Raw genomic sequence first — 17,620 nt, 5'->3', positions numbered from 1 at the left:
GTGCCTGTACAGGGGCTGCGAACGGGGGGCGCGGACGCCGTAGGCTTAGGGGTCGCACGGTGGGGGACGTGCTGCCGGATCACACCCCGGACAACGGGTCGCACACCGGTACACCCCGGAATGACGCCGCGCGACCCCGAACAACACTGCACGGAACGGCAACCGGTGGTACGGACCCGTCCGCCCCGGTCGGAAGGAGGCGCTGGGTGATCGAGCTTGAGGGGGTTCCCGAGCTGATCGACCCGGTCATGATCTGTGCCTTCGAGGGCTGGAACGACGCCGGTGACGCCGCCTCCAGCGCGGTCGCGCACCTGGACCGGGAGTGGAAGGGCGAGGTCTTCGCCGCGCTCGACGCCGAGGACTACTACGACTTCCAGGTCAACCGCCCTACGATCTGGCTGGACGGCGGGGTCCGCAAGATCACCTGGCCGACGACCCGGCTGTCCGTGGTGCGCACCGGCGGCGCGAAGCCGCGTGATCTGGTGCTGGTGCGGGGCATCGAGCCGAGCATGCGCTGGCGCTCGTTCTGCAACGAGATCCTGGGCTTCGCCCATGAGCTGGGCGTGGAGCTGGTCGTGGTGCTGGGCTCGCTGCTGGGCGACACCCCGCACACCCGGCCCGTGCCGGTCACCGGCGTCACCTCCGACCCGGACCTGGCCCGCACCATGGACCTGGAACAGTCCCGCTACGAAGGCCCGACCGGGATCGTCGGCGTTCTCCAGGAGGCGTGCGCCCACGCCGGGGTCCCAGCGGTGAGCCTGTGGGCGGCGGTGCCGCACTACGTCTCGCAGCCGCCGAACCCCAAGGCCACCCTGGCGCTCCTCAACCGCCTGGAGGACCTGATCGACCTGCGGATCCCGCTGGGCGAGCTCCCCGAGGACGCCCGCGCCTGGCAGCTCGGCGTGGACCAGCTGGCCGCCGAGGACCGCGAGGTCGCCGAGTACGTCCAGACGCTGGAGGAGGCGCGCGACACCGCGGACCTCCCGGAGGCCTCGGGCGAGGCCATCGCCCGTGAGTTCGAGCGCTATCTGCGGCGCCGCGACGACCGGCCCGGCGGCCACGCCACCGAGCCGGGGCTCGCGGACGGCTCCTACCTCCGCGACAGCCCCGGCGGCCGTACGCGCCCGCAGCGGCCCGCGGCCAAGGACGACGGCGGCGGCCCGGCCGCCGAGGAGGAGCAGGACGGGCCCGAGACCGAGGGCTGACCGGCCGGCACGGCCGGGCACGGCGCCTGACCTCGCACGATTCCCCGGGCCCCCAAAGGCGGGCGGATATCGGAGCGACGTGCGAGGCGGTCCGCCGTACACTTGTCGGTCCGGTGAAGGCCGGTCCGGGCACGCCGCCGAGGTGCGTCCGGACCGGCCTTCTCGTCCCCTCGGAGGTGTGCCCCGTGACCAGCAGCATCCCCCTCGCAGTGACCCGTCCGGTCGCCGGACCGGGACTCCACGCCGTCCTCCTCGACATGGACGGCACCCTGGTCGACACCGAGGGTTTCTGGTGGGACGTGGAGGTCGCCGTCTTCGCCGAGCTCGGACACCGGCTCCTGGAGGAGTACCGCTCGGTGGTGGTCGGCGGGCCCATGGCGCGCAGCGCCTCGTTCCTGATCCAGGCCACCGGCGCGAAGATCGCCCTGGCCGAGCTCACCGCCCTGCTCAACTCGCGCTTCTCCGAGATGATCGGCCACGGCGTGCCGCTGATGCCGGGCGCCCGCAGGCTGCTCGCCGAGCTCGCCGCCCACTCCGTGCCCACCGCGCTGGTCTCCGCCTCGCACCGGGAGATCATCGACCGGGTGCTGCGCACCCTGGGCGCCGAGAACTTCACGCTCACCGTCGCGGGCGACGAGCTGGAGCGCACCAAGCCGCACCCCGACCCCTATCTGCTCGCGGCCGCCCGGCTCGGCGTGGACCCCGCCCGGTGCGCCGTGGTCGAGGACACCCTGACCGGTGTGGCCGCGGCGGAGGCGGCGGGCTGCCGGGTGGTGGCGGTGCCCTCGGTGGCCCCCATCCCGCCCGCGGCCGGGCGCACCGTCGTGGGCTCCCTCGAAGAAGTCGACCTGCCCTTTCTCCACGGCCTCATGAGGACCGTCTGACACCTGCCCGGCACTCGTCCCACACTCGCCCGGCACCCGCGCGGCCGCGGAATGTCCAGCGGAGTTCCGGCCCTCGGCGCGCGCTTTTCCGCCCGAATGCGGTGGCCGAATTCCCCTGACCGCCCAGGACTTCGCCGGAGTGAGTTTCGTCACCGGGTCAAGAGGCGTTGAGTGGGGTGTCGATCACTCTCCCGTATCCCCGGTGGGGCGGAAGAGCACCCTTGTGTCCCGATTGATGGTTTCCTGTGTGGATCGTTCCCCTGCTCCGCTCTCCATGAACTGCCGGTCGTTATCGCGGCGTGATAACGCATCAACTTCACCGTGTTCCGGCCACCGGGGGACCGCGCACTAATCTCTTCGCGAGAACTTCACGGCTGCCCATGGGCCGACACGACCGCCGTCGGTATCGTCCCGGGAACCGAACGCACCACCACAGGGAGAACCCCGCACAATGAATCGCAAGACGTTGGCGCTGCCGGCCGTGGCAGCCCTGCTGGTCCCCGTCCTCGCCGCCTGTGGCGGGAGCGATGGAGCCGGGAAGGGCAAGGGCGCCATCGTCATCGGCACGACCGACCGCTTCGAGGAGACCACGGACGCCCCCGCGCCCTTCGACCCCGCGGCCGCGTACGACATCAGCGTCTGGAACGTCCTGCACAGCACCTTCCAGACGCTGATGCGCCTGCCCCGCTCCGGCGCCCAGCCGGTCGGTGACGCCGCGGAGAAGTGCTGGTTCGCCGACCGCAAGAACGAGCAGTTCCGCTGCACCCTGCGCAGCGGGCTGAAGTTCGCCAACGGGCACGCGCTCACCTCCGAGGACGTGAAGTTCTCCTTCGAGCGCGCGCTGGCCATCAACTTCGAGAACGGCCCGATCTCGCTGCTCAGCAACATCGACCGCATCGAGACGCCCAGCGAGACCGAGGTCGTCTTCTCCCTGAAGACCCCCGACGCGACGTTCCCGCAGAAGATAGCCACCCCGGCCGGCGCCATCGTGGACAGCGAGTCCTACTCCAAGAAGGAGCTCACCAACGGCTTCAAGGTGGCGGGCTCCGGCCCGTACACCCTGAAGACCGAGGAGAAGGACGGCCGGGTCACCAAGGCGGTCTTCGAGAAGAACCCGAACTACCAGGGATCGGTCGACCCGCAGAACAGCAAGTTCGAGATGCGCTTCTTCGACGACTCGAAGTCGATGGAGAAGGCGCTCAAGGACGGCGACATCGACCTGGTGAACCGCTCCCTGTCGCCCGAGCAGCTCGGCCGTCTGCGCACGGCCGACACCAAGGGCGTCAAGCTGCTGGAGACGCCGGGCCAGGAGATCAGCTTCCTCGCCTTCAACACCGAGGACGCCACGGTCAAGAACAAGGCCGTGCGCCAGGCCATGGCCCAGCTGATCGACCGCCAGGCGCTGGCCCGCGACGACTACGAGCGCACCAACGACGCGCTGTACTCGCTCGTCCCCACCGGCATCACGGGCCACCAGAACTCCTTCTCCAACAAGTACGGGGACCCCAGCGTCGAGAAGGCGCGCACCCTCCTGAAGGGCGCCGGTATCACCTCCCCGGTGCCGCTGACGCTCACCTACACCAGCGACCACTACGGTGAGGTGACCGCCAAGGCGTTCAAGACGCTGCAGAAGCAGCTCAACGACAGCCAGCTGTTCACCGTCAAGGTCGAGGGCGTGAAGTGGGCGGACTTCCGCCCGGAGGCCGCCCGCGGCAAGTACGCCGTCTACGGCATGGGCTGGTTCCCCGACTTCCCGGACCCGGACAACTACGTCGCGCCGTTCTTCGGCAAGGACAACTTCCTCCGGTCCCCCTACCAGAACACCAAGATCACCAACCAGCTGATCCCGGACTCCCGCGAGACCCCGCAGCGCGAGTCCGCGGCCAAGCTCCTCCAGCAGGCGCAGGACATCGTCGCCGACGAGGTGCCGGTGCTCCCGCTGTGGCAGGGGAAGCAGTACGTGGCCGCCCGGGAGAACATCACGGGCGCCGAGTGGGCGCTCAACCTGGCCTCCGAGCTGCAGCCGTGGGAGCTGGCCCGCGGCGTGTGAGGCACCGACAGGCTCGTCAGACAGGTTCTGCCGAAGATCTCTCCGATCAAGGAAACTGTGAGGAACGTGCACGTGAGGAAACGTGATCAGTGGCTTGCCGCCCCGCTCGGCGCGGGGCTCGCCGCCGCCCTGCTCACCGGGTGCGGTTCGGAAGACGGCAAGGCCGGCGGCACCGGGGAATCCGTGGTCATGGGGATGTCCGACGACGTCCTGACCACCGACCCGGCATCGGGCTACGACCCGGCCACCTGGCTGCTGTTCAACAACGTGTACCAGTCGCTGCTGAGCTTCCCCAAGGGGAGCACGACGCCCCAGCCGGAGGCGGCGGAGACCTGCAAGTTCCAGGACGAGTCGAGCAGGACGTTCCAGTGCAGGCTCAAGGACGGGCTGAAGTTCAGCAACGGCCACGAGCTCACCTCCGAGGACGTCGCCTTCTCCTTCCGCCGCACCCTGAAGATCAATGACAAGCTGGGTCCGGCGTCCGCGCTGCTCTCCTCCATCCAGGACATCAAGACGCCGGACAAGTCCACGGTCGTCTTCCAGCTGAACCGGTCCGACGCGACCTTCCCGCAGAAGATCGCGTCGGGCGCCGGCTCCATCGTGGACCACCGCGAATACCCCGCCGACAAGCTGCGCACGGACGGCAAGGCCGTCGGCTCCGGCGTCTACAAGCTGGATTCCTTCGACAAGAAGCAGGCCGTCTTCTCGGTCAACTCCTCGTACAAGGGCTCGGTGGGCCAGGTCCAGAACCGCGGCATCACCATGAAGTTCTTCCACAACGACCAGGCCGAGCTGAAGAGCGCCGTGCAGAAGGGCGACATCGACCTCGCCTACCGCGGCCTCGCCATGAAGGACATCGCCGACCTGGACTCCGCGGGCGGCGGCAAGCAGGGCCTCAAGGTCGTCGAGGGCACCAGCGCGGAGGTCCAGCACCTGGTCTTCAACACCAAGGACCCGGTGGTCGGCAAGCCCGCCGTCCGCAAGGCCATCGCCTACCTGATCGACCGCAGCGCGCTGGTACGCGACGTCTACAAGCGCACCGCGGAGCCCCTCTACTCCATCGTTCCCACGGGCATCACGGGTCACAAGACCCCGTTCTTCGACGCCTACGGCGACCGGCCGCAGCCCGACAAGGCCGCCGCCGCGCTCAGCGCCGCGGGCATCAAGGACAAGGTCAAGCTGACGCTGTGGGCCACGCCGATCCGCTACGGCCCCGGCACGGTCCCCGAGTTCGAGGAGATCGCCCGCCAGCTCAACAAGAGCGGCCTCTTCGAGGCGGACGTGAAGAGCGTCGAGATCAAGCAGTACGAGCAGGACATCGAGGCCGGCAAGTACGGCGTCTACGTCAAGGGCTGGATCCCCGACTACCCGGACCCCGACAACTTCACCGCGCCGTTCTTCGGCGACAACAACGTGCTCTCCAACAACTACGACTCGAAGGAGATCACCGGCCACATCCTGGCCACCGCCGCCGAGGGCACCCGCACGGCCACGGTCAACGACTTCGCCAAGGTCCAGACCACCGTCGCCCAGGACCTGCCGATCCTGCCCCTGTGGCAGGGCAAGCAGTACGCGGTCGCCAGCGACCGCATCTCCGGCCTGCAGTGGACGCTGGACGCGTCCACGGTCTTCCGCTTCTGGGAAATCGCGAAGTCGGCGAAGGAGTAACCGGGGGCTCCGCCAGGGACCGCGCCCCTTCAGGGGCGCGGGGAACTGCGCGACCAGCCCCCACGGACCCGCAGCCGCAAACCGAGCTCAGGTGGCAGCCCGGTAGGCGCAACGGGGTCCGGGGCGGAGCCCCGGCTACTGCGCCCCAGGGCGGACGAGCCCGCTCTCGTACGCGTAGACCGCCGCCTGCACCCGGTCCCGAAGCCCCAGCTTCGTCAGGACATGCCCCACATGCGTCTTCACCGTCGTCTCGCTGACGAACAGATCCGCCGCGATCTCCGCGTTCGACAGCCCCCGCGCCACCAGCTTCAGCACCTCGACCTCGCGGTCGGTCAGCGTGTGCAGCGTGTCCGGCAGCGGCTCCTCGCCCGACGGCAGGTGGCCCGCGTACTTGTCCAGCAGCCGCCGCGTGATGCTCGGCGCGAGCATCGCCTCGCCGCCCGCCACCACCCGGATCGCCTGGACCAGCTCGTTCGCGGGCGCGTCCTTCAGCAGGAAGCCGCTGGCCCCCGCCCGCAGCGCCTCCACCACGTACTCGTCCAGGTCGAAGGTGGTCAGCACCAGCACCTTCGCCGGGCCGTTGCGGTCGGGGCCCGTGATCTGCCGGGTCGCCTCGACGCCGTCCATCCGCGGCATCCGGATGTCCATCAGCACCACATCGGGCTGCAGCGCCCGCACCTGGTCGAGTGCCTGAAGACCGTCACCGGCCTCGCCGACGACCGCGAGGTCCGGCTCCGCCTCGAGGATCATCCGGAAGCCGGTGCGCAGCAGCGGCTGGTCGTCGACCAGCAGGACGCGGATCGCCACGTGAACTCCTTTGTTAGACCGGGTCCATTCTGCCCTGAGCCCCTTCGGCGGGGGTGACCTGCCCGGTCCTCTGCGCCACGACCGGCAGCGGGTACGGCGGGGGAGTGCCGCCGAACTCCGGGCAGACGGCCTGGTGATCGCACCAGCCGCACAGCTTCGTCGGCCGCGGCCGCCAGTCGCCCGTGTCCGTGGCCAGCAGGATGGCCTCCCACAGGGCGCGCAGCTTGCGCTCGACCGCCAGCAGCTCCGCCTCGACCGGGTCGTAGGTCAGGACGTCGCCGCTGCCCAGGTAGACGAGCTGGAGCCGGCGCGGCACCCGGCCGCGCAGCCGCCACAGCACCAGGGCGTAGAACGTCATCTGGAAGAGCGCCTCCGACCGGAACCGCGGGGCGGGGGCCTTGCCCGTCTTGTAGTCGACGATCCGGATGTCCCCGGTCGGCGCCACGTCCACCCGGTCGATGAAGCCGCGCAGGGTCAGCCCCTCGCCGTCGCCCTCCAGCACCGTCTCCACGTAGAGCTCGCGGTCGGCGGGCTCCAGGCGCGTCGGGTCCTCCAGCGTGAACCAGCGCTCGACCAGCCGCTCGGCGTCGGCCAGCCAGGCCGCCAGCCGCTCCGCGTCGGGCGAACCGTCCTCCTGCGCGAACAGCTCCGCCAGCTCCGGCCGGGACGCCAGCAGCTTCTCCCACTCGCCCGGCAGCAGCTCCTTGGCCCGCGGCACCGTGCGCTCCGCGGCCGGGGCGTCGAAGAGCCGCTCCAGCACGGAGTGCACCACCGTGCCCCGGGTCGCGGCGGCGCTCGGCTTCTCCGGCAGTTTGTCGATCACGCGGAAGCGGTAGAGCAGCGGACACTGCATGAAGTCACCCGCCCGCGACGGCGACAGCCCCGTCGGCCGCGCCGCCCCGGACGGCTTGGACGACCCGGACGGCCTGGACGACCCGGACGGCCGCTCCCCGGCGCCCTCCGGCGCCGCCCCGGCCGCGGCCTCGGTGCCGTCGGAGCTCTTCCCAGTGTCGATACCCATGACAGGAACCCTACGGCCCGTGACCGACAGTCGGCCGCATACCATCGACTCCAGAGGCACTCGCACTGCATGATCGTGACAGCGCACCACGGGTGCGGGGGCCGCACCGACGAGGGGACACCGTGGACAACAGCGGGCAGAGCCGGTCCGGCAGCGGGGGCGCCGGACCCGAGGGCGGGCCCGAGGATCGCAGGCAGAAGCGCCCGCGCGAGACCGGCGGCGGCATCCTCATGGGCCGCCCCTTCGGTGTGCCCGTCTACGTCGCGCCCAGCTGGTTCCTCGTCGCCGCCCTGATCACCTGGGTCTTCGGCGGCCAGCTCGACCGCGTGCTGCCCGAGCTCGGGCGCGCCCGCTACCTCGTCTCCCTCTTCTTCGCCGTGGCCTTCTACGCCTCGGTACTGGTGCACGAGCTGGCGCACACCGTCGCCGCCCTGCGCTTCAAGCTCCCCGTGCGCCGTATCCAGCTCCAGTTCTTCGGCGGCGTGTCCGAGATCGAGAAGGAGACCGAGACCCCCGGCCGCGAGTTCGTCCTCGCCTTCGTCGGCCCGCTGCTCTCCCTGGTCCTGGCCGGGCTCTTCTACCTCGGCATGTTCCTCGTCGAGCCCGGCACCGTGCCCGGCGTCCTGATCGCCGGGCTGATGATCTCCAACCTGCTGGTGGCGGCCTTCAACCTGCTGCCCGGCCTGCCCCTCGACGGCGGCCGCATGCTCCGCGCCGTCGTCTGGAAGCTCAGCGGCAGCCCGATGACCGGCACCGTCGCCGCCGCCTGGATCGGCCGCGCCCTCGCCGTCGCCGTCCTCGTCGGCCTCCCGCTGCTCACCCGCGGGGGCTTCGCCGACGGCGCCCCGGACCTCGGCGGCCTCGACTCCCTCACCGACGCCCTGCTCGCCGCGATCCTCGCCGCCATCATCTGGACCGGCGCCGGGAACAGCCTGCGCATGGCCCGCCTCCGGGAGCGGCTCCCCGGCCTCACGGCCCGCGCCCTCACCCGTCGCGCCATCCCCGTCGAGGCGGCCACCCCGCTCTCCGAGGCCCTGCGCCGGGCGGGCGAGGCGGGGGCCCGGGCCCTCGTCGTCGTCGACGGCCAGGGCACACCCACCGCGCTCGTCCGCGAGGCGGCCGTCGTCGCCGTGCCCGAGCACCGCCGCCCCTGGGTCGCCGTCAGCACCCTCGCCCAGGACCTCAAGGACGGCATGCGTGTCTCCGCCGAGCTCTCGGGCGAGGAACTCCTGGACGTCCTGCGCGCCACCCCGGCCAGCGAGTACCTGGTGGTCGAGGAGACCGGAGAGGTCTACGGCGTGCTCGCCACCTCCGACGTCGAGCGCGCGTTCGTCGCCGCGATGGCCCGTACGCCCTCCTGACCCCGGCCCGACCCTGGTCGGGCCGGGGCCAGGCCCTGGTCGGCCCCGGCCGTGTCCGTGGCGGGTCCCGATCGACGGTAGTCTGGTCACATGTCCGAACCGACCGGTGCCGCCCGCCGTCGCGGGCCCTTCCAGGTCGGGGACCAGGTCCAGCTCACCGACCCCAAGGGACGCCACTACACCTTCACGCTCGAAGCCGGGAAGCAGTTCCACACCCACAAGGGTGCCTTCCCGCACGACGAGCTGATCGGTGCTCCCGAGGGCAGTGTTGTCCGTACCACGGGAAACGTCGCCTACCTCGCGCTGCGCCCCCTGCTCCCCGACTATGTCCTGTCCATGCCGCGCGGAGCCGCCGTGGTCTACCCCAAGGACGCGGGGCAGATCCTGGCCATGGCCGACATCTTCCCCGGCGCCCGCGTCGTGGAAGCCGGTGTCGGCTCCGGCTCCCTGAGCAGCTTCCTGCTGCGCGCCATCGGCGACCAGGGCATGCTGCACTCCTACGAGCGCCGTGCCGACTTCGCCGAGATCGCCAAGGGCAATGTCGAGCGCTACTTCGGCGGCCCGCACCCCGCGTGGCAGCTGACCGTCGGCGACCTCCAGGACAACCTGTCCGACACGGACGTCGACCGCGTCGTCCTCGACATGCTCGCCCCCTGGGAGTGCCTGGAGGCCGTCCGCAAGGCGCTCGTCCCCGGCGGCATCCTGTGCTGCTACGTGGCGACCACGACGCAGCTCGCCCGGACCGTCGAGTCCATCCGCGAGATCGGCTGCTTCGCCGAGCCGTCGGCCTGGGAGACCATGGTCCGCACCTGGCACGTCGAGGGTCTGGCCGTGCGGCCCGACCACCGCATGATCGGGCACACGGGCTTCCTCCTCACGGCCCGCCGCCTGGCCGACGGCGTTGAGCCGCCGATGCGGCGTCGCCGTCCGGCGAAGGGCGCGTACGGCGAGGACTACCAGGGTCCTGGCGCCCAGTCCGCTTCCGCGGAGGGCTGATCCCCGGGGCCTTGCCCCGGGGCTGCCGCCCCCGGCCCTGCCTGCGCCCACCGGGTTGCCTCGTGCGCTCGGTGGGCGTCTGCGCGTTGCGTGCGGCTGGTCGCGCAGTTCCCCGCGCCCCTGACGGGGCGCGCCTTGTCGGCCGAGCTTCCGCCTCCCCCTCCGGTCACATCGGTGCGGCGGAACTCCGTGGCGGCGTCCGTTCGTTGGGGCAAGCCTGCTGTTCCCTGCTGTCACGGCATGTGGGACGATGCGGATCATTCCCCCGCAGCCGATCACAGGAGCCAGCGCGCGTGCAGTCACCGGCACCGCATCACCGCCCCCGCCCGTCGCACTGGGTGATCACCGCCGCCGCGCTGGCCGCCGTGGTCGTCGGTGCCTCGCTGGTGGGTCCCCGCGACGACACCTCCGCGGCCACCGCACCCGCATCCGCATCCGCGCCCGATCCGCGTGCCGCCCATTACCCGTTCGACTGCGGCGCGGCCGCCGTGCAGGTCGTCCGCCGGGCCACCGCCGATCTCGATCACGACGGGCGTGCGGAGACCGCCGCCGTCGTGCACTGCGCGTCCGGCGGCGGCACCCCGCCCAGTGGGCTCTACGTCCTCGGGCCGGGCGCCGCGGGGGAGGGGCGGCCGCGCGTCCTGGCCACCCTCGTCGACCCCGCGGAGAGGATGACCGTCGCCGCCTTCCGCGTGACGGGAGACGTCGTTTCGGCCACTCTGCTCGGCTACTCCTCCGCGAGCGTGCCGCGTTGCTGTCCGGACCGCAGCCGGAACGTCGAATGGCGGTGGCGGGACGGCAAGTTCGAGCTCACCGCCCTGCCGGTCGCGGGGAGTGTCTGAGCGGTCACTCCGCGTCGGGGCCGTAGACCTCGACCTTGTCGGAGGCGCGGCGGACGTGGATGCACTCGCCCGGGCAGTCCTTCACGGAGTCCCGTACGTCCATGAGCAGCGGCAGCGGCACCGGCGTCGTCGCGCCCGCCTCCGTCAGCAGCTCGTCGTCGGCGCTCTTCACATAGGCCAGGCCGTCGATGTCCAGCTCGAAGACGTCGGGCGCGTACTGGGCGCAGATACCGTCCCCCGTACAGAGGTCCTGGTCGATCCAGACCTCCAGCGCCTCCGCGGAGTCGTCCGTGGCCGCCATGGCCCCGTTGCCCCCGGGAGCGCCCGCGCCGCCGTCGTTCTGCACGGTCATCTCGCCCTGCCGTTTCCTGTGTACGTGAATCAATTGGAGCCAGCCCTGACGGGTGTTGACCGAGTCGACGATACAACCGCCCGCTTTCCGATGTTGATGGGTGGGTATTCCCCTGCTGTGGGGGCGTGCGCAAGGGTGAAGATCAGACACACTCCGACCGGGTTTGTGATCTAGGGGTTTCAACCTGCACCTGTCCAGGTAGGGTCAGGAAGCGTCCAGCTCCCCTTGGAGGAGGTGAGGACCGTGGCAGCCCACGACGACGACATGAACCGCGGCATCCGGCCGGGGCGAGGGTCTGACGACCTCGCGGCCCAGGTTGCCTATTTCGAGCAGGAGATCGCCGTCCTGCGGCGCAAGCTCGCCGACTCTCCGCGTCACACGAGGATTCTCGAAGAGCGGATCGTCGAGCTCCAGACGAACCTGGCCGGAGTGTCCGCTCAGAACGAGCGGCTCGCCAACACCCTCCGGGAGGCGCGCGACCAGATCGTCGCGCTCAAGGAGGAGGTCGACCGGCTCGCGCAGCCGCCGGCCGGCTTCGGGGTCTTCCTGCAGGCGAACGAGGACGGCACGGCCGACATCTTCACCGGGGGCCGCAAGCTCCGGGTGAACGTCAGCCCCAGCCTCGAGCTCGACGGCCTCCGGCGAGGCCAGGAGGTCATGCTCAACGAAGCGCTCAACGTGGTCCAGGCCATGGAGTTCGAACGGTCCGGGGACATCGTCACCCTCAAGGAGATCCTGGAGGACGGCGAGCGGGCCCTGGTCATCGGGCACACCGACGAGGAGCGGGTGGTGAGGCTCGCCGAGCCCCTGCTGGACGCCACCATCCGCCCCGGCGACGCCCTGCTGCTCGAGCCCCGCTCGGGCTATGTGTACGAGGTCATCCCGAAGAGCGAGGTCGAGGAGCTCGTCCTCGAAGAGGTCCCGGACATCGACTACTCCAAGATCGGCGGCCTGGGCAACCAGATCGAGCTGATCCGCGACGCGGTCGAGCTCCCCTACCTCTACCCCGACCTCTTCAAGGAGCACGAACTGCGGCCGCCCAAGGGCGTGCTGCTGTACGGCCCGCCCGGCTGCGGCAAGACGCTCATCGCCAAGGCCGTCGCCAACTCCCTTGCCAAGAAGGTCGCCGAGGTCACCGGCCAGCCCGCGGGGAAGAGCTTCTTCCTCAACATCAAGGGCCCCGAGCTGCTCAACAAGTACGTCGGCGAGACCGAGCGGCACATCCGGCTGATCTTCCAGCGCGCCAGGGAGAAGGCGAGCGAGGGCACGCCCGTCATCGTGTTCTTCGACGAGATGGACTCCCTCTTCCGCACCCGTGGCTCCGGTGTCAGCTCGGACGTGGAGAACACCATCGTCCCGCAGCTGCTCTCCGAGATCGACGGCGTGGAGGGCCTGGAGAACGTCATCGTGATCGGCGCCTCCAACCGCGAGGACATGATCGACCCCGCGATCCTGCGCCCCGGCCGCCTCGATGTGAAGATCAAGATCGAGCGCCCGGACGCGGAGGCCGCCAAGGACATCTTCTCGAAGTACCTCACGGCCACCCTGCCCATCCACGCGGACGACCTCGCCGAGCACGGCGGGGACCGCGGGGCCGCCGTGGCCGGGATGATCCAGTCGGTGGTCGAGCAGATGTACGCGGAATCCGAGGAGAACCGCTTCCTGGAGGTCACGTACGCCAATGGCGACAAGGAAGTCCTCTACTTCAAGGACTTCAACTCCGGCGCCATGATCCAGAACATTGTGGACCGGGCCAAGAAAATGGCGATCAAGGCATTCCTGGACCACAACCAGAAGGGCCTGCGCGTCTCCCACCTGCTCGCCGCCTGCGTGGACGAGTTCAAGGAGAACGAGGACCTTCCGAACACCACCAACCCGGACGACTGGGCCCGCATCTCCGGAAAGAAGGGCGAGCGGATCGTGTTCATCCGTACCCTCGTCACCGGAAAGCAGGGCGCCGACACCGGGCGCTCCATCGACACGGTGGCCAACACCGGTCAGTATCTGTAAACCGTCGTCCGGCTGCGGATGTCCCTCCCCCCGCATTCGTCGGGGGGACACCCGGGGCGTCCGTGGCCGGACGTGTTTCCGCCGTGTTCCACCGTGCCCCCTGGGCAGCACGGGGCCGTCCCGTGAGCGTTTTCCGCCGGATACGGACCGGGAATCCGCCACGACGGCGCCGATCGACCGGGTAGGGCACGAACCGGAGCAATGACTGTAATGATCTCCCCACCGCCGCAAAGCCGTTCTAGGCTCTTCGGTACCACCGTAGAACGGGTGGGGGAGCAGCACACGGACCGGAAGCGCAGCGGTACTTGAGCGCCGACCCCATTCCGGGGCGCCGCCGGGCAAGGAGGGCCGCATGACCGTACGGCGAGTAATGGGCATTGAGACGGAGTACGGGATCTCCGTCCCCGGTCACCCGAACGCCAATGCCATGCTCACCTCGTCCCAGATCGTCAACGCCTACGCGGCGGCGATGCACCGGGCGCGCCGCGCCCGCTGGGACTTCGAGGAGGAGAACCCGCTGCGGGACGCCCGCGGCTTCGACCTCGCCCGTGAGGCCGCCGACGCCAGCCAGCTCACCGACGAGGACATCGGCCTGGCCAACGTCATCCTCACCAACGGCGCGCGGCTCTACGTGGACCACGCGCACCCCGAGTACAGCTCCCCGGAGATCACCAATCCGAGGGACGCCGTGCTGTGGGACAAGGCGGGGGAACGGATCATGGCGGAGGCCGCCGAGCGCGCCGCCCAGCTGCCCGGGGCCCAGCCGATCCACCTCTACAAGAACAACACCGACAACAAGGGCGCGTCCTACGGCACCCACGAGAACTACCTGATGAAGCGGGACACCCCCTTCTCGGACATCGTGCGGCACCTGACGCCCTTCTTCGTCTGCCGCCAGGTGGTCACCGGCGCGGGGCGCGTGGGCATCGGGCAGGACGGCCGGGAGCACGGCTTCCAGCTCAGCCAGCGCGCGGACTACTTCGAGGTCGAGGTCGGCCTGGAGACCACGCTCAAGCGCCCCATCATCAACACCCGCGACGAGCCGCACGCCGACGCGGAGAAGTACCGCCGCCTGCATGTGATCATCGGGGACGCCAACCTCTCGGAGATCTCCACCTACCTCAAGCTCGGCACCACCGCCCTGGTGCTGTCGATGATCGAGGACCGCTTCATCTCCTCCGACCTGGCGGTGGACCAGCCGGTGCGCACCCTGCACCAGGTCAGCCACGACCCCACCCTCAAGCGCCTGATCACGCTCCGTGGCGGCCGTACCCTCACGGCGGTGCAGCTGCAGATGGAGTACTGCGAGCTGGCCCGCAAGTACGTCGAGGACCGCTTCGGCGCGGACGCCGACGAGCAGACCAAGGACGTGCTCGCCCGCTGGGAGGATGTCCTGGGGCGGCTGGAGCACGACCCGATGAGCCTGGCGGGCGAGCTGGACTGGGTGGCCAAGCGCGAGCTGCTGGAGGGCTACCGCCGCCGCGACGGCCTGGAGTGGGACGCGGCGCGGCTGCACCTCGTGGACCTCCAGTACGCGGACGTCCGCGCCGACAAGGGCCTGTACAACCGCCTCGTGGCCCGCGGCAGGATGAAGCGGCTGCTGGACGAGGCCGAGGTCGCCCGGGCCCGTACGGCCCCGCCGGAGGACACCCGCGCCTACTTCCGCGGCCGCTGCCTGGAGCAGTACGCCGACGACGTGGCCGCCGCCTCCTGGGACTCCGTGATCTTCGACCTCCCCGGCCGGGACTCCCTCCAGCGCGTGCCCACGCTGGAGCCGCTGCGGGGCACCCGCAACCACGTCAAGGAGCTCCTGGACCGCTGTCGCACGGCGGAGGAGCTGGTACGGGTGCTCTCCGGGGGCTGAGTGCGGCTTCGGAAGCGGGGGAAGCGGGAATCATCCCGGTGGTTCCGGGACGTTGTAGCAAGTGCGGGGCCGAGCGGGGACCCTCCTTGTAGGGTCTGATCTTGTACGTCTCTCGTTGCACGTCGAAAGCACGTCGCAAGCACGTCGAAACCGAGCGGGGTGAGGGGTATGGCGACCAAGGACACCGGTGGCGGCCAGCAGAAGGCCACACGGTCCACGGAGGACGTGGACGAGCAGGCGCAGGACGCGCAGGTCTCGGAGGACCTCAAGGAACGGCACGAGAAGCTGTCGGACGACGTGGACTCCGTACTGGACGAGATCGACGACGTCCTGGAGGAGAACGCCGAGGACTTCGTGCGCAGCTTCGTGCAAAAGGGCGGCGAGTAGCCGGTTGCCGGGCGGCGGGGCGGACGGCGCGTGATCTGTCTCGCTGCTCCTGCCCGGACGTATGAGCGGTGATCATGCGACGGGTAGGGTCCTGGCGTACTGTGCCCCGGCTGCCGGTGGGAAGGCGGCCTCGGGGTGGTTCAACGATCGGGCGGACGCCAGGGGGCGGGCCGTCGTTATGCGGAAGGAAACGTGTGGAAGCCAATACTCGGAGTACCGGGCGTCTGCCGGCCGCCTTCCTGACACCCGGTTCGTCGTCGTTCATGGACTTTCTCGGCGCGCAGGCCCCGGAGCTGCTGCCGGGCAACCGCGTGCTGCCCGCGGTGCCGGGTGTCATGGAGGCCCCGCACGGCACGACCATCGTCGCGGCGTCGTTCCCCGGCGGCGTGGTGCTGGCCGGTGACCGTCGGGCGACGATGGGCAATGTCATCGCGCAGCGGGACATGGAGAAGGTCTTCCCGGCCGACGAGTACTCCGCGGTCGGGATGGCGGGCACGGCGGGCCTGGCCGTGGAGATGGTCAAGCTCTTCCAGCTGGAACTGGAGCACTTCGAGAAGGTCGAGGGCGTCCCGCTCTCCCTGGAGGGCAAGGCCAACCGGCTCTCGACCATGATCCGCGGCAATCTCGGCATGGCCATGCAGGGCCTCGCCGTGGTGCCGCTCTTCGCGGGCTGGGACGTCGACCGGCAGAAGGGCCGCATCTTCTCCTACGACGTGACCGGCGGGCGCTCCGAGGAGCACGGCTTCGCGGTCACCGGCTCCGGCTCGGTGTTCGCGCGCGGCTCGCTGAAGAAGCTCTTCCGGCCCGACCTGACGGAGGGTCAGGCCACTACGCTCGTCGTCCAGGCGCTCTACGACGCCGCCGACGACGACTCCGCGACGGGCGGGCCCGACCTCGCGCGCCGCATCTATCCGATCGTCACCGTCATCACCGACGAGGGCTTCCGGAAGCTCACCGAGGCCGAGAGCTCCGAGATCGTCCGCGCGATCCACGACCGCAGGCTCGACGAGCCGGACGGTCCGCGCGCGGCACTGCTCTGAGGGCACGAGGGCCCCGCCAATTCCGGAACGCACGTGTCGAAAGACACGTGCCCTGACAGAAAGGGACGGACAGCCGGTGTCGACGCCGTTCTACGTCTCACCCCAGCAGGCCATGGCCGACCGCGCCGAGTACGCCCGCAAGGGCATCGCGCGCGGCCGCAGCGTCGTCGTCCTCCAGTACACCGACGGCGTCGTCTTCGTAGCCGAGAACCCGTCCCGCGCCTTGCACAAGGTCAGCGAGATCTACGACCGGATCGCCTTCGCCGCGGTCGGGAAGTACAACGAGTTCGAGAACCTCCGCATCGGCGGCGTCCGCTACGCCGACCTGCGCGGCTACACCTACGACCGCGACGACGTCACCGCGCGTGGCCTCGCCAATGTCTACGCCCAGACGCTGGGCACCATCTTCTCCAGCGCCGGGGAGAAGCCGTACGAGGTCGAGCTGATCGTCGCCGAGGTCGGGGCGGGCCCCGAGGACGACCAGATCTACCGGCTGCCGCACGACGGCTCCATCGTCGACGAGCACGGCTCGGTCGCGGTCGGCGGCAACGCCGACCAGATCAGCAGCTACCTCGACCAGCGGCACCGCGACGGCATGACCCTCGCGGAGGCGCTCAAGCTCGCCGTCGAGTCCCTGACCCGCGACAACAACGGCGGCGAGCGGACGCTGACCGCCGAGCAGCTCGAAGTGGCCGTCCTCGACCGGACGCGGCCGCAGCAGCGCAAGTTCAAGCGGTTGCTTGGGCGACAGCTCTCTCGTCTGTTGGACGATGGTGCGGCTTCGGCGGAGCCGGAGTCCGAGCCGGAGTCGGAGGACTCCGACAGCTGATCGTCCCCCGGGGGCTCCGCCCCCGGACCCGTGCCTCATGGGGAGCCTCTTGCGCTCCGTGCGCGGCCGCGGGCCGGTGGGGGCTGGTCGCGCAGTTCCCCGCGCCCCTGATGGGGCGCGCCCTCTGCCTTACCTTTCCGGTTGTGGGCATGCGTTCCGCAAAGGGCGGAACGGGTGGGCACAACCGGACCACGGTCTGCACCGACCACGGGGTCCGGGGGCGGAGCCCCCGGTCACGCCCCGGAGGCCGTCGTGCCGCGGGGCACGAGCTCGACCGGCAGCGTCGGCGCCGACGCTGCCGTCC

At 70.3% G+C, this 17,620-nt stretch carries 15 protein-coding genes; 12 read left to right on the top strand and 3 right to left on the bottom strand.

Features of this window, described 5'->3' with window-relative positions; all coding sequences use genetic code 11:
- Positions 1 to 206: 206 nt before the first annotated feature.
- The 4 genes from K6I34_RS13255 (at position 207) to K6I34_RS13240 (ending at position 5,807) form a co-directional block, all read left to right on the top strand.
- Positions 207 to 1,205 carry a PAC2 family protein gene (locus K6I34_RS13255; RefSeq protein ID WP_229325584.1) on the top strand — a complete coding sequence of 333 codons (999 nt, stop codon included), beginning with the start codon at positions 207 to 209 and terminating at the stop codon, positions 1,203 to 1,205.
- 185 nt (positions 1,206 to 1,390) lie between these two features.
- Entirely contained in the window at positions 1,391 to 2,089 is a 699-nt protein-coding gene (locus K6I34_RS13250; RefSeq protein WP_229325582.1) for an HAD family phosphatase, read from the top strand.
- 451 nt (positions 2,090 to 2,540) lie between these two features.
- Positions 2,541 to 4,139, top strand: coding sequence for an ABC transporter substrate-binding protein (locus tag K6I34_RS13245; protein WP_229325580.1), 1,599 nt, complete (start codon positions 2,541 to 2,543; stop codon positions 4,137 to 4,139).
- 72 nt (positions 4,140 to 4,211) lie between these two features.
- Positions 4,212 to 5,807 carry an ABC transporter substrate-binding protein gene (locus K6I34_RS13240; protein ID WP_229325578.1) on the top strand — a complete coding sequence of 532 codons (1,596 nt, stop codon included), beginning with the start codon at positions 4,212 to 4,214 and terminating at the stop codon, positions 5,805 to 5,807.
- Positions 5,808 to 5,942: 135 nt separating this feature from the next.
- On the opposite strand, the gene K6I34_RS13235 is transcribed toward K6I34_RS13240, so the two are convergent.
- Positions 5,943 to 6,614: a response regulator transcription factor gene (locus K6I34_RS13235; RefSeq protein ID WP_229325576.1), complete on the bottom strand. Its 672-nt coding sequence runs from the start codon at positions 6,612 to 6,614 to the stop codon at positions 5,943 to 5,945.
- Positions 6,615 to 6,627: 13 nt separating this feature from the next.
- The gene (locus K6I34_RS13230) at positions 6,628 to 7,635 is read right to left on the bottom strand and encodes a PD-(D/E)XK nuclease family protein (protein WP_275127055.1); all 1,008 of its coding nucleotides are present in this window, start codon (positions 7,633 to 7,635) and stop codon (positions 6,628 to 6,630) included.
- Between the two features lie 122 nt (positions 7,636 to 7,757).
- On the opposite strand from K6I34_RS13230, the gene K6I34_RS13225 reads away from it, so the two are divergent.
- From K6I34_RS13225 to K6I34_RS13215, 3 genes are all read left to right on the top strand, one after another.
- Positions 7,758 to 8,996, top strand: a complete 1,239-nt coding sequence (locus tag K6I34_RS13225; protein WP_229325574.1) for a site-2 protease family protein — start codon at positions 7,758 to 7,760, stop codon at positions 8,994 to 8,996.
- Positions 8,997 to 9,086: 90 nt separating this feature from the next.
- Complete coding sequence (locus K6I34_RS13220) at positions 9,087 to 9,992, top strand: tRNA (adenine-N1)-methyltransferase (protein WP_229325572.1); 906 nt, start codon at positions 9,087 to 9,089, stop codon at positions 9,990 to 9,992.
- Between the two features lie 293 nt (positions 9,993 to 10,285).
- Positions 10,286 to 10,834, top strand: a complete 549-nt coding sequence (locus tag K6I34_RS13215) for a hypothetical protein (protein ID WP_229325570.1) — start codon at positions 10,286 to 10,288, stop codon at positions 10,832 to 10,834.
- Positions 10,835 to 10,838: 4 nt separating this feature from the next.
- Here K6I34_RS13215 and K6I34_RS13210 read toward each other — a convergent pair whose 3' ends face one another.
- Positions 10,839 to 11,186, bottom strand: a complete 348-nt coding sequence (locus tag K6I34_RS13210; RefSeq protein WP_374230910.1) for a ferredoxin — start codon at positions 11,184 to 11,186, stop codon at positions 10,839 to 10,841.
- A gap of 243 nt (positions 11,187 to 11,429) precedes the next feature.
- On the opposite strand from K6I34_RS13210, the gene arc reads away from it, so the two are divergent.
- The 5 genes from arc (at position 11,430) to prcA (ending at position 17,316) form a co-directional block, all read left to right on the top strand.
- Positions 11,430 to 13,196, top strand: coding sequence for a proteasome ATPase (gene arc, locus K6I34_RS13205; protein ID WP_229325568.1), 1,767 nt, complete (start codon positions 11,430 to 11,432; stop codon positions 13,194 to 13,196).
- Positions 13,197 to 13,548: 352 nt separating this feature from the next.
- Positions 13,549 to 15,060, top strand: a complete 1,512-nt coding sequence (gene dop / locus K6I34_RS13200) for a depupylase/deamidase Dop (RefSeq protein WP_229325566.1) — start codon at positions 13,549 to 13,551, stop codon at positions 15,058 to 15,060.
- Positions 15,061 to 15,228: 168 nt separating this feature from the next.
- The gene (locus K6I34_RS13195) at positions 15,229 to 15,447 is read left to right on the top strand and encodes a ubiquitin-like protein Pup (protein ID WP_229325564.1); all 219 of its coding nucleotides are present in this window, start codon (positions 15,229 to 15,231) and stop codon (positions 15,445 to 15,447) included.
- Between the two features lie 194 nt (positions 15,448 to 15,641).
- A complete protein-coding gene (gene prcB / locus K6I34_RS13190) occupies positions 15,642 to 16,487 on the top strand; it encodes a proteasome subunit beta (RefSeq protein ID WP_229325562.1) in 846 nt (281 codons plus the stop codon).
- Between the two features lie 76 nt (positions 16,488 to 16,563).
- Positions 16,564 to 17,316 carry a proteasome subunit alpha gene (gene prcA / locus K6I34_RS13185; protein WP_229325559.1) on the top strand — a complete coding sequence of 251 codons (753 nt, stop codon included), beginning with the start codon at positions 16,564 to 16,566 and terminating at the stop codon, positions 17,314 to 17,316.
- Positions 17,317 to 17,620: the final 304 nt, after the last annotated feature.

Origin of the sequence: Streptomyces sp. UNOC14_S4, assembly GCF_020740835.1 — a bacterium.
Taxonomy (GTDB): Bacteria; Actinomycetota; Actinomycetes; order Streptomycetales; family Streptomycetaceae; genus Streptomyces.
This window is presented reverse-complemented; position numbering and strand designations above follow the sequence as displayed.

What these genes read in the sequence shown, in the direction of transcription:
- K6I34_RS13245 (WP_229325580.1), top strand. Translation starts at nt 2,541, where the DNA reads ATGAATCGCAAGACGTTGGCGCTGCCGGCCGTGGCAGCCCTGCTGGTC.
- K6I34_RS13230 (WP_275127055.1), bottom strand. Translation starts at nt 7,635, where the DNA reads ATGGGTATCGACACTGGGAAGAGCTCCGACGGCACCGAGGCCGCGGCC.
- K6I34_RS13220 (WP_229325572.1), top strand. Translation starts at nt 9,087, where the DNA reads ATGTCCGAACCGACCGGTGCCGCCCGCCGTCGCGGGCCCTTCCAGGTC.
- K6I34_RS13210 (WP_374230910.1), bottom strand. Translation starts at nt 11,186, where the DNA reads ATGACCGTGCAGAACGACGGCGGCGCGGGCGCTCCCGGGGGCAACGGG.
- dop (WP_229325566.1), top strand. Translation starts at nt 13,549, where the DNA reads ATGACCGTACGGCGAGTAATGGGCATTGAGACGGAGTACGGGATCTCC.
- K6I34_RS13195 (WP_229325564.1), top strand. Translation starts at nt 15,229, where the DNA reads ATGGCGACCAAGGACACCGGTGGCGGCCAGCAGAAGGCCACACGGTCC.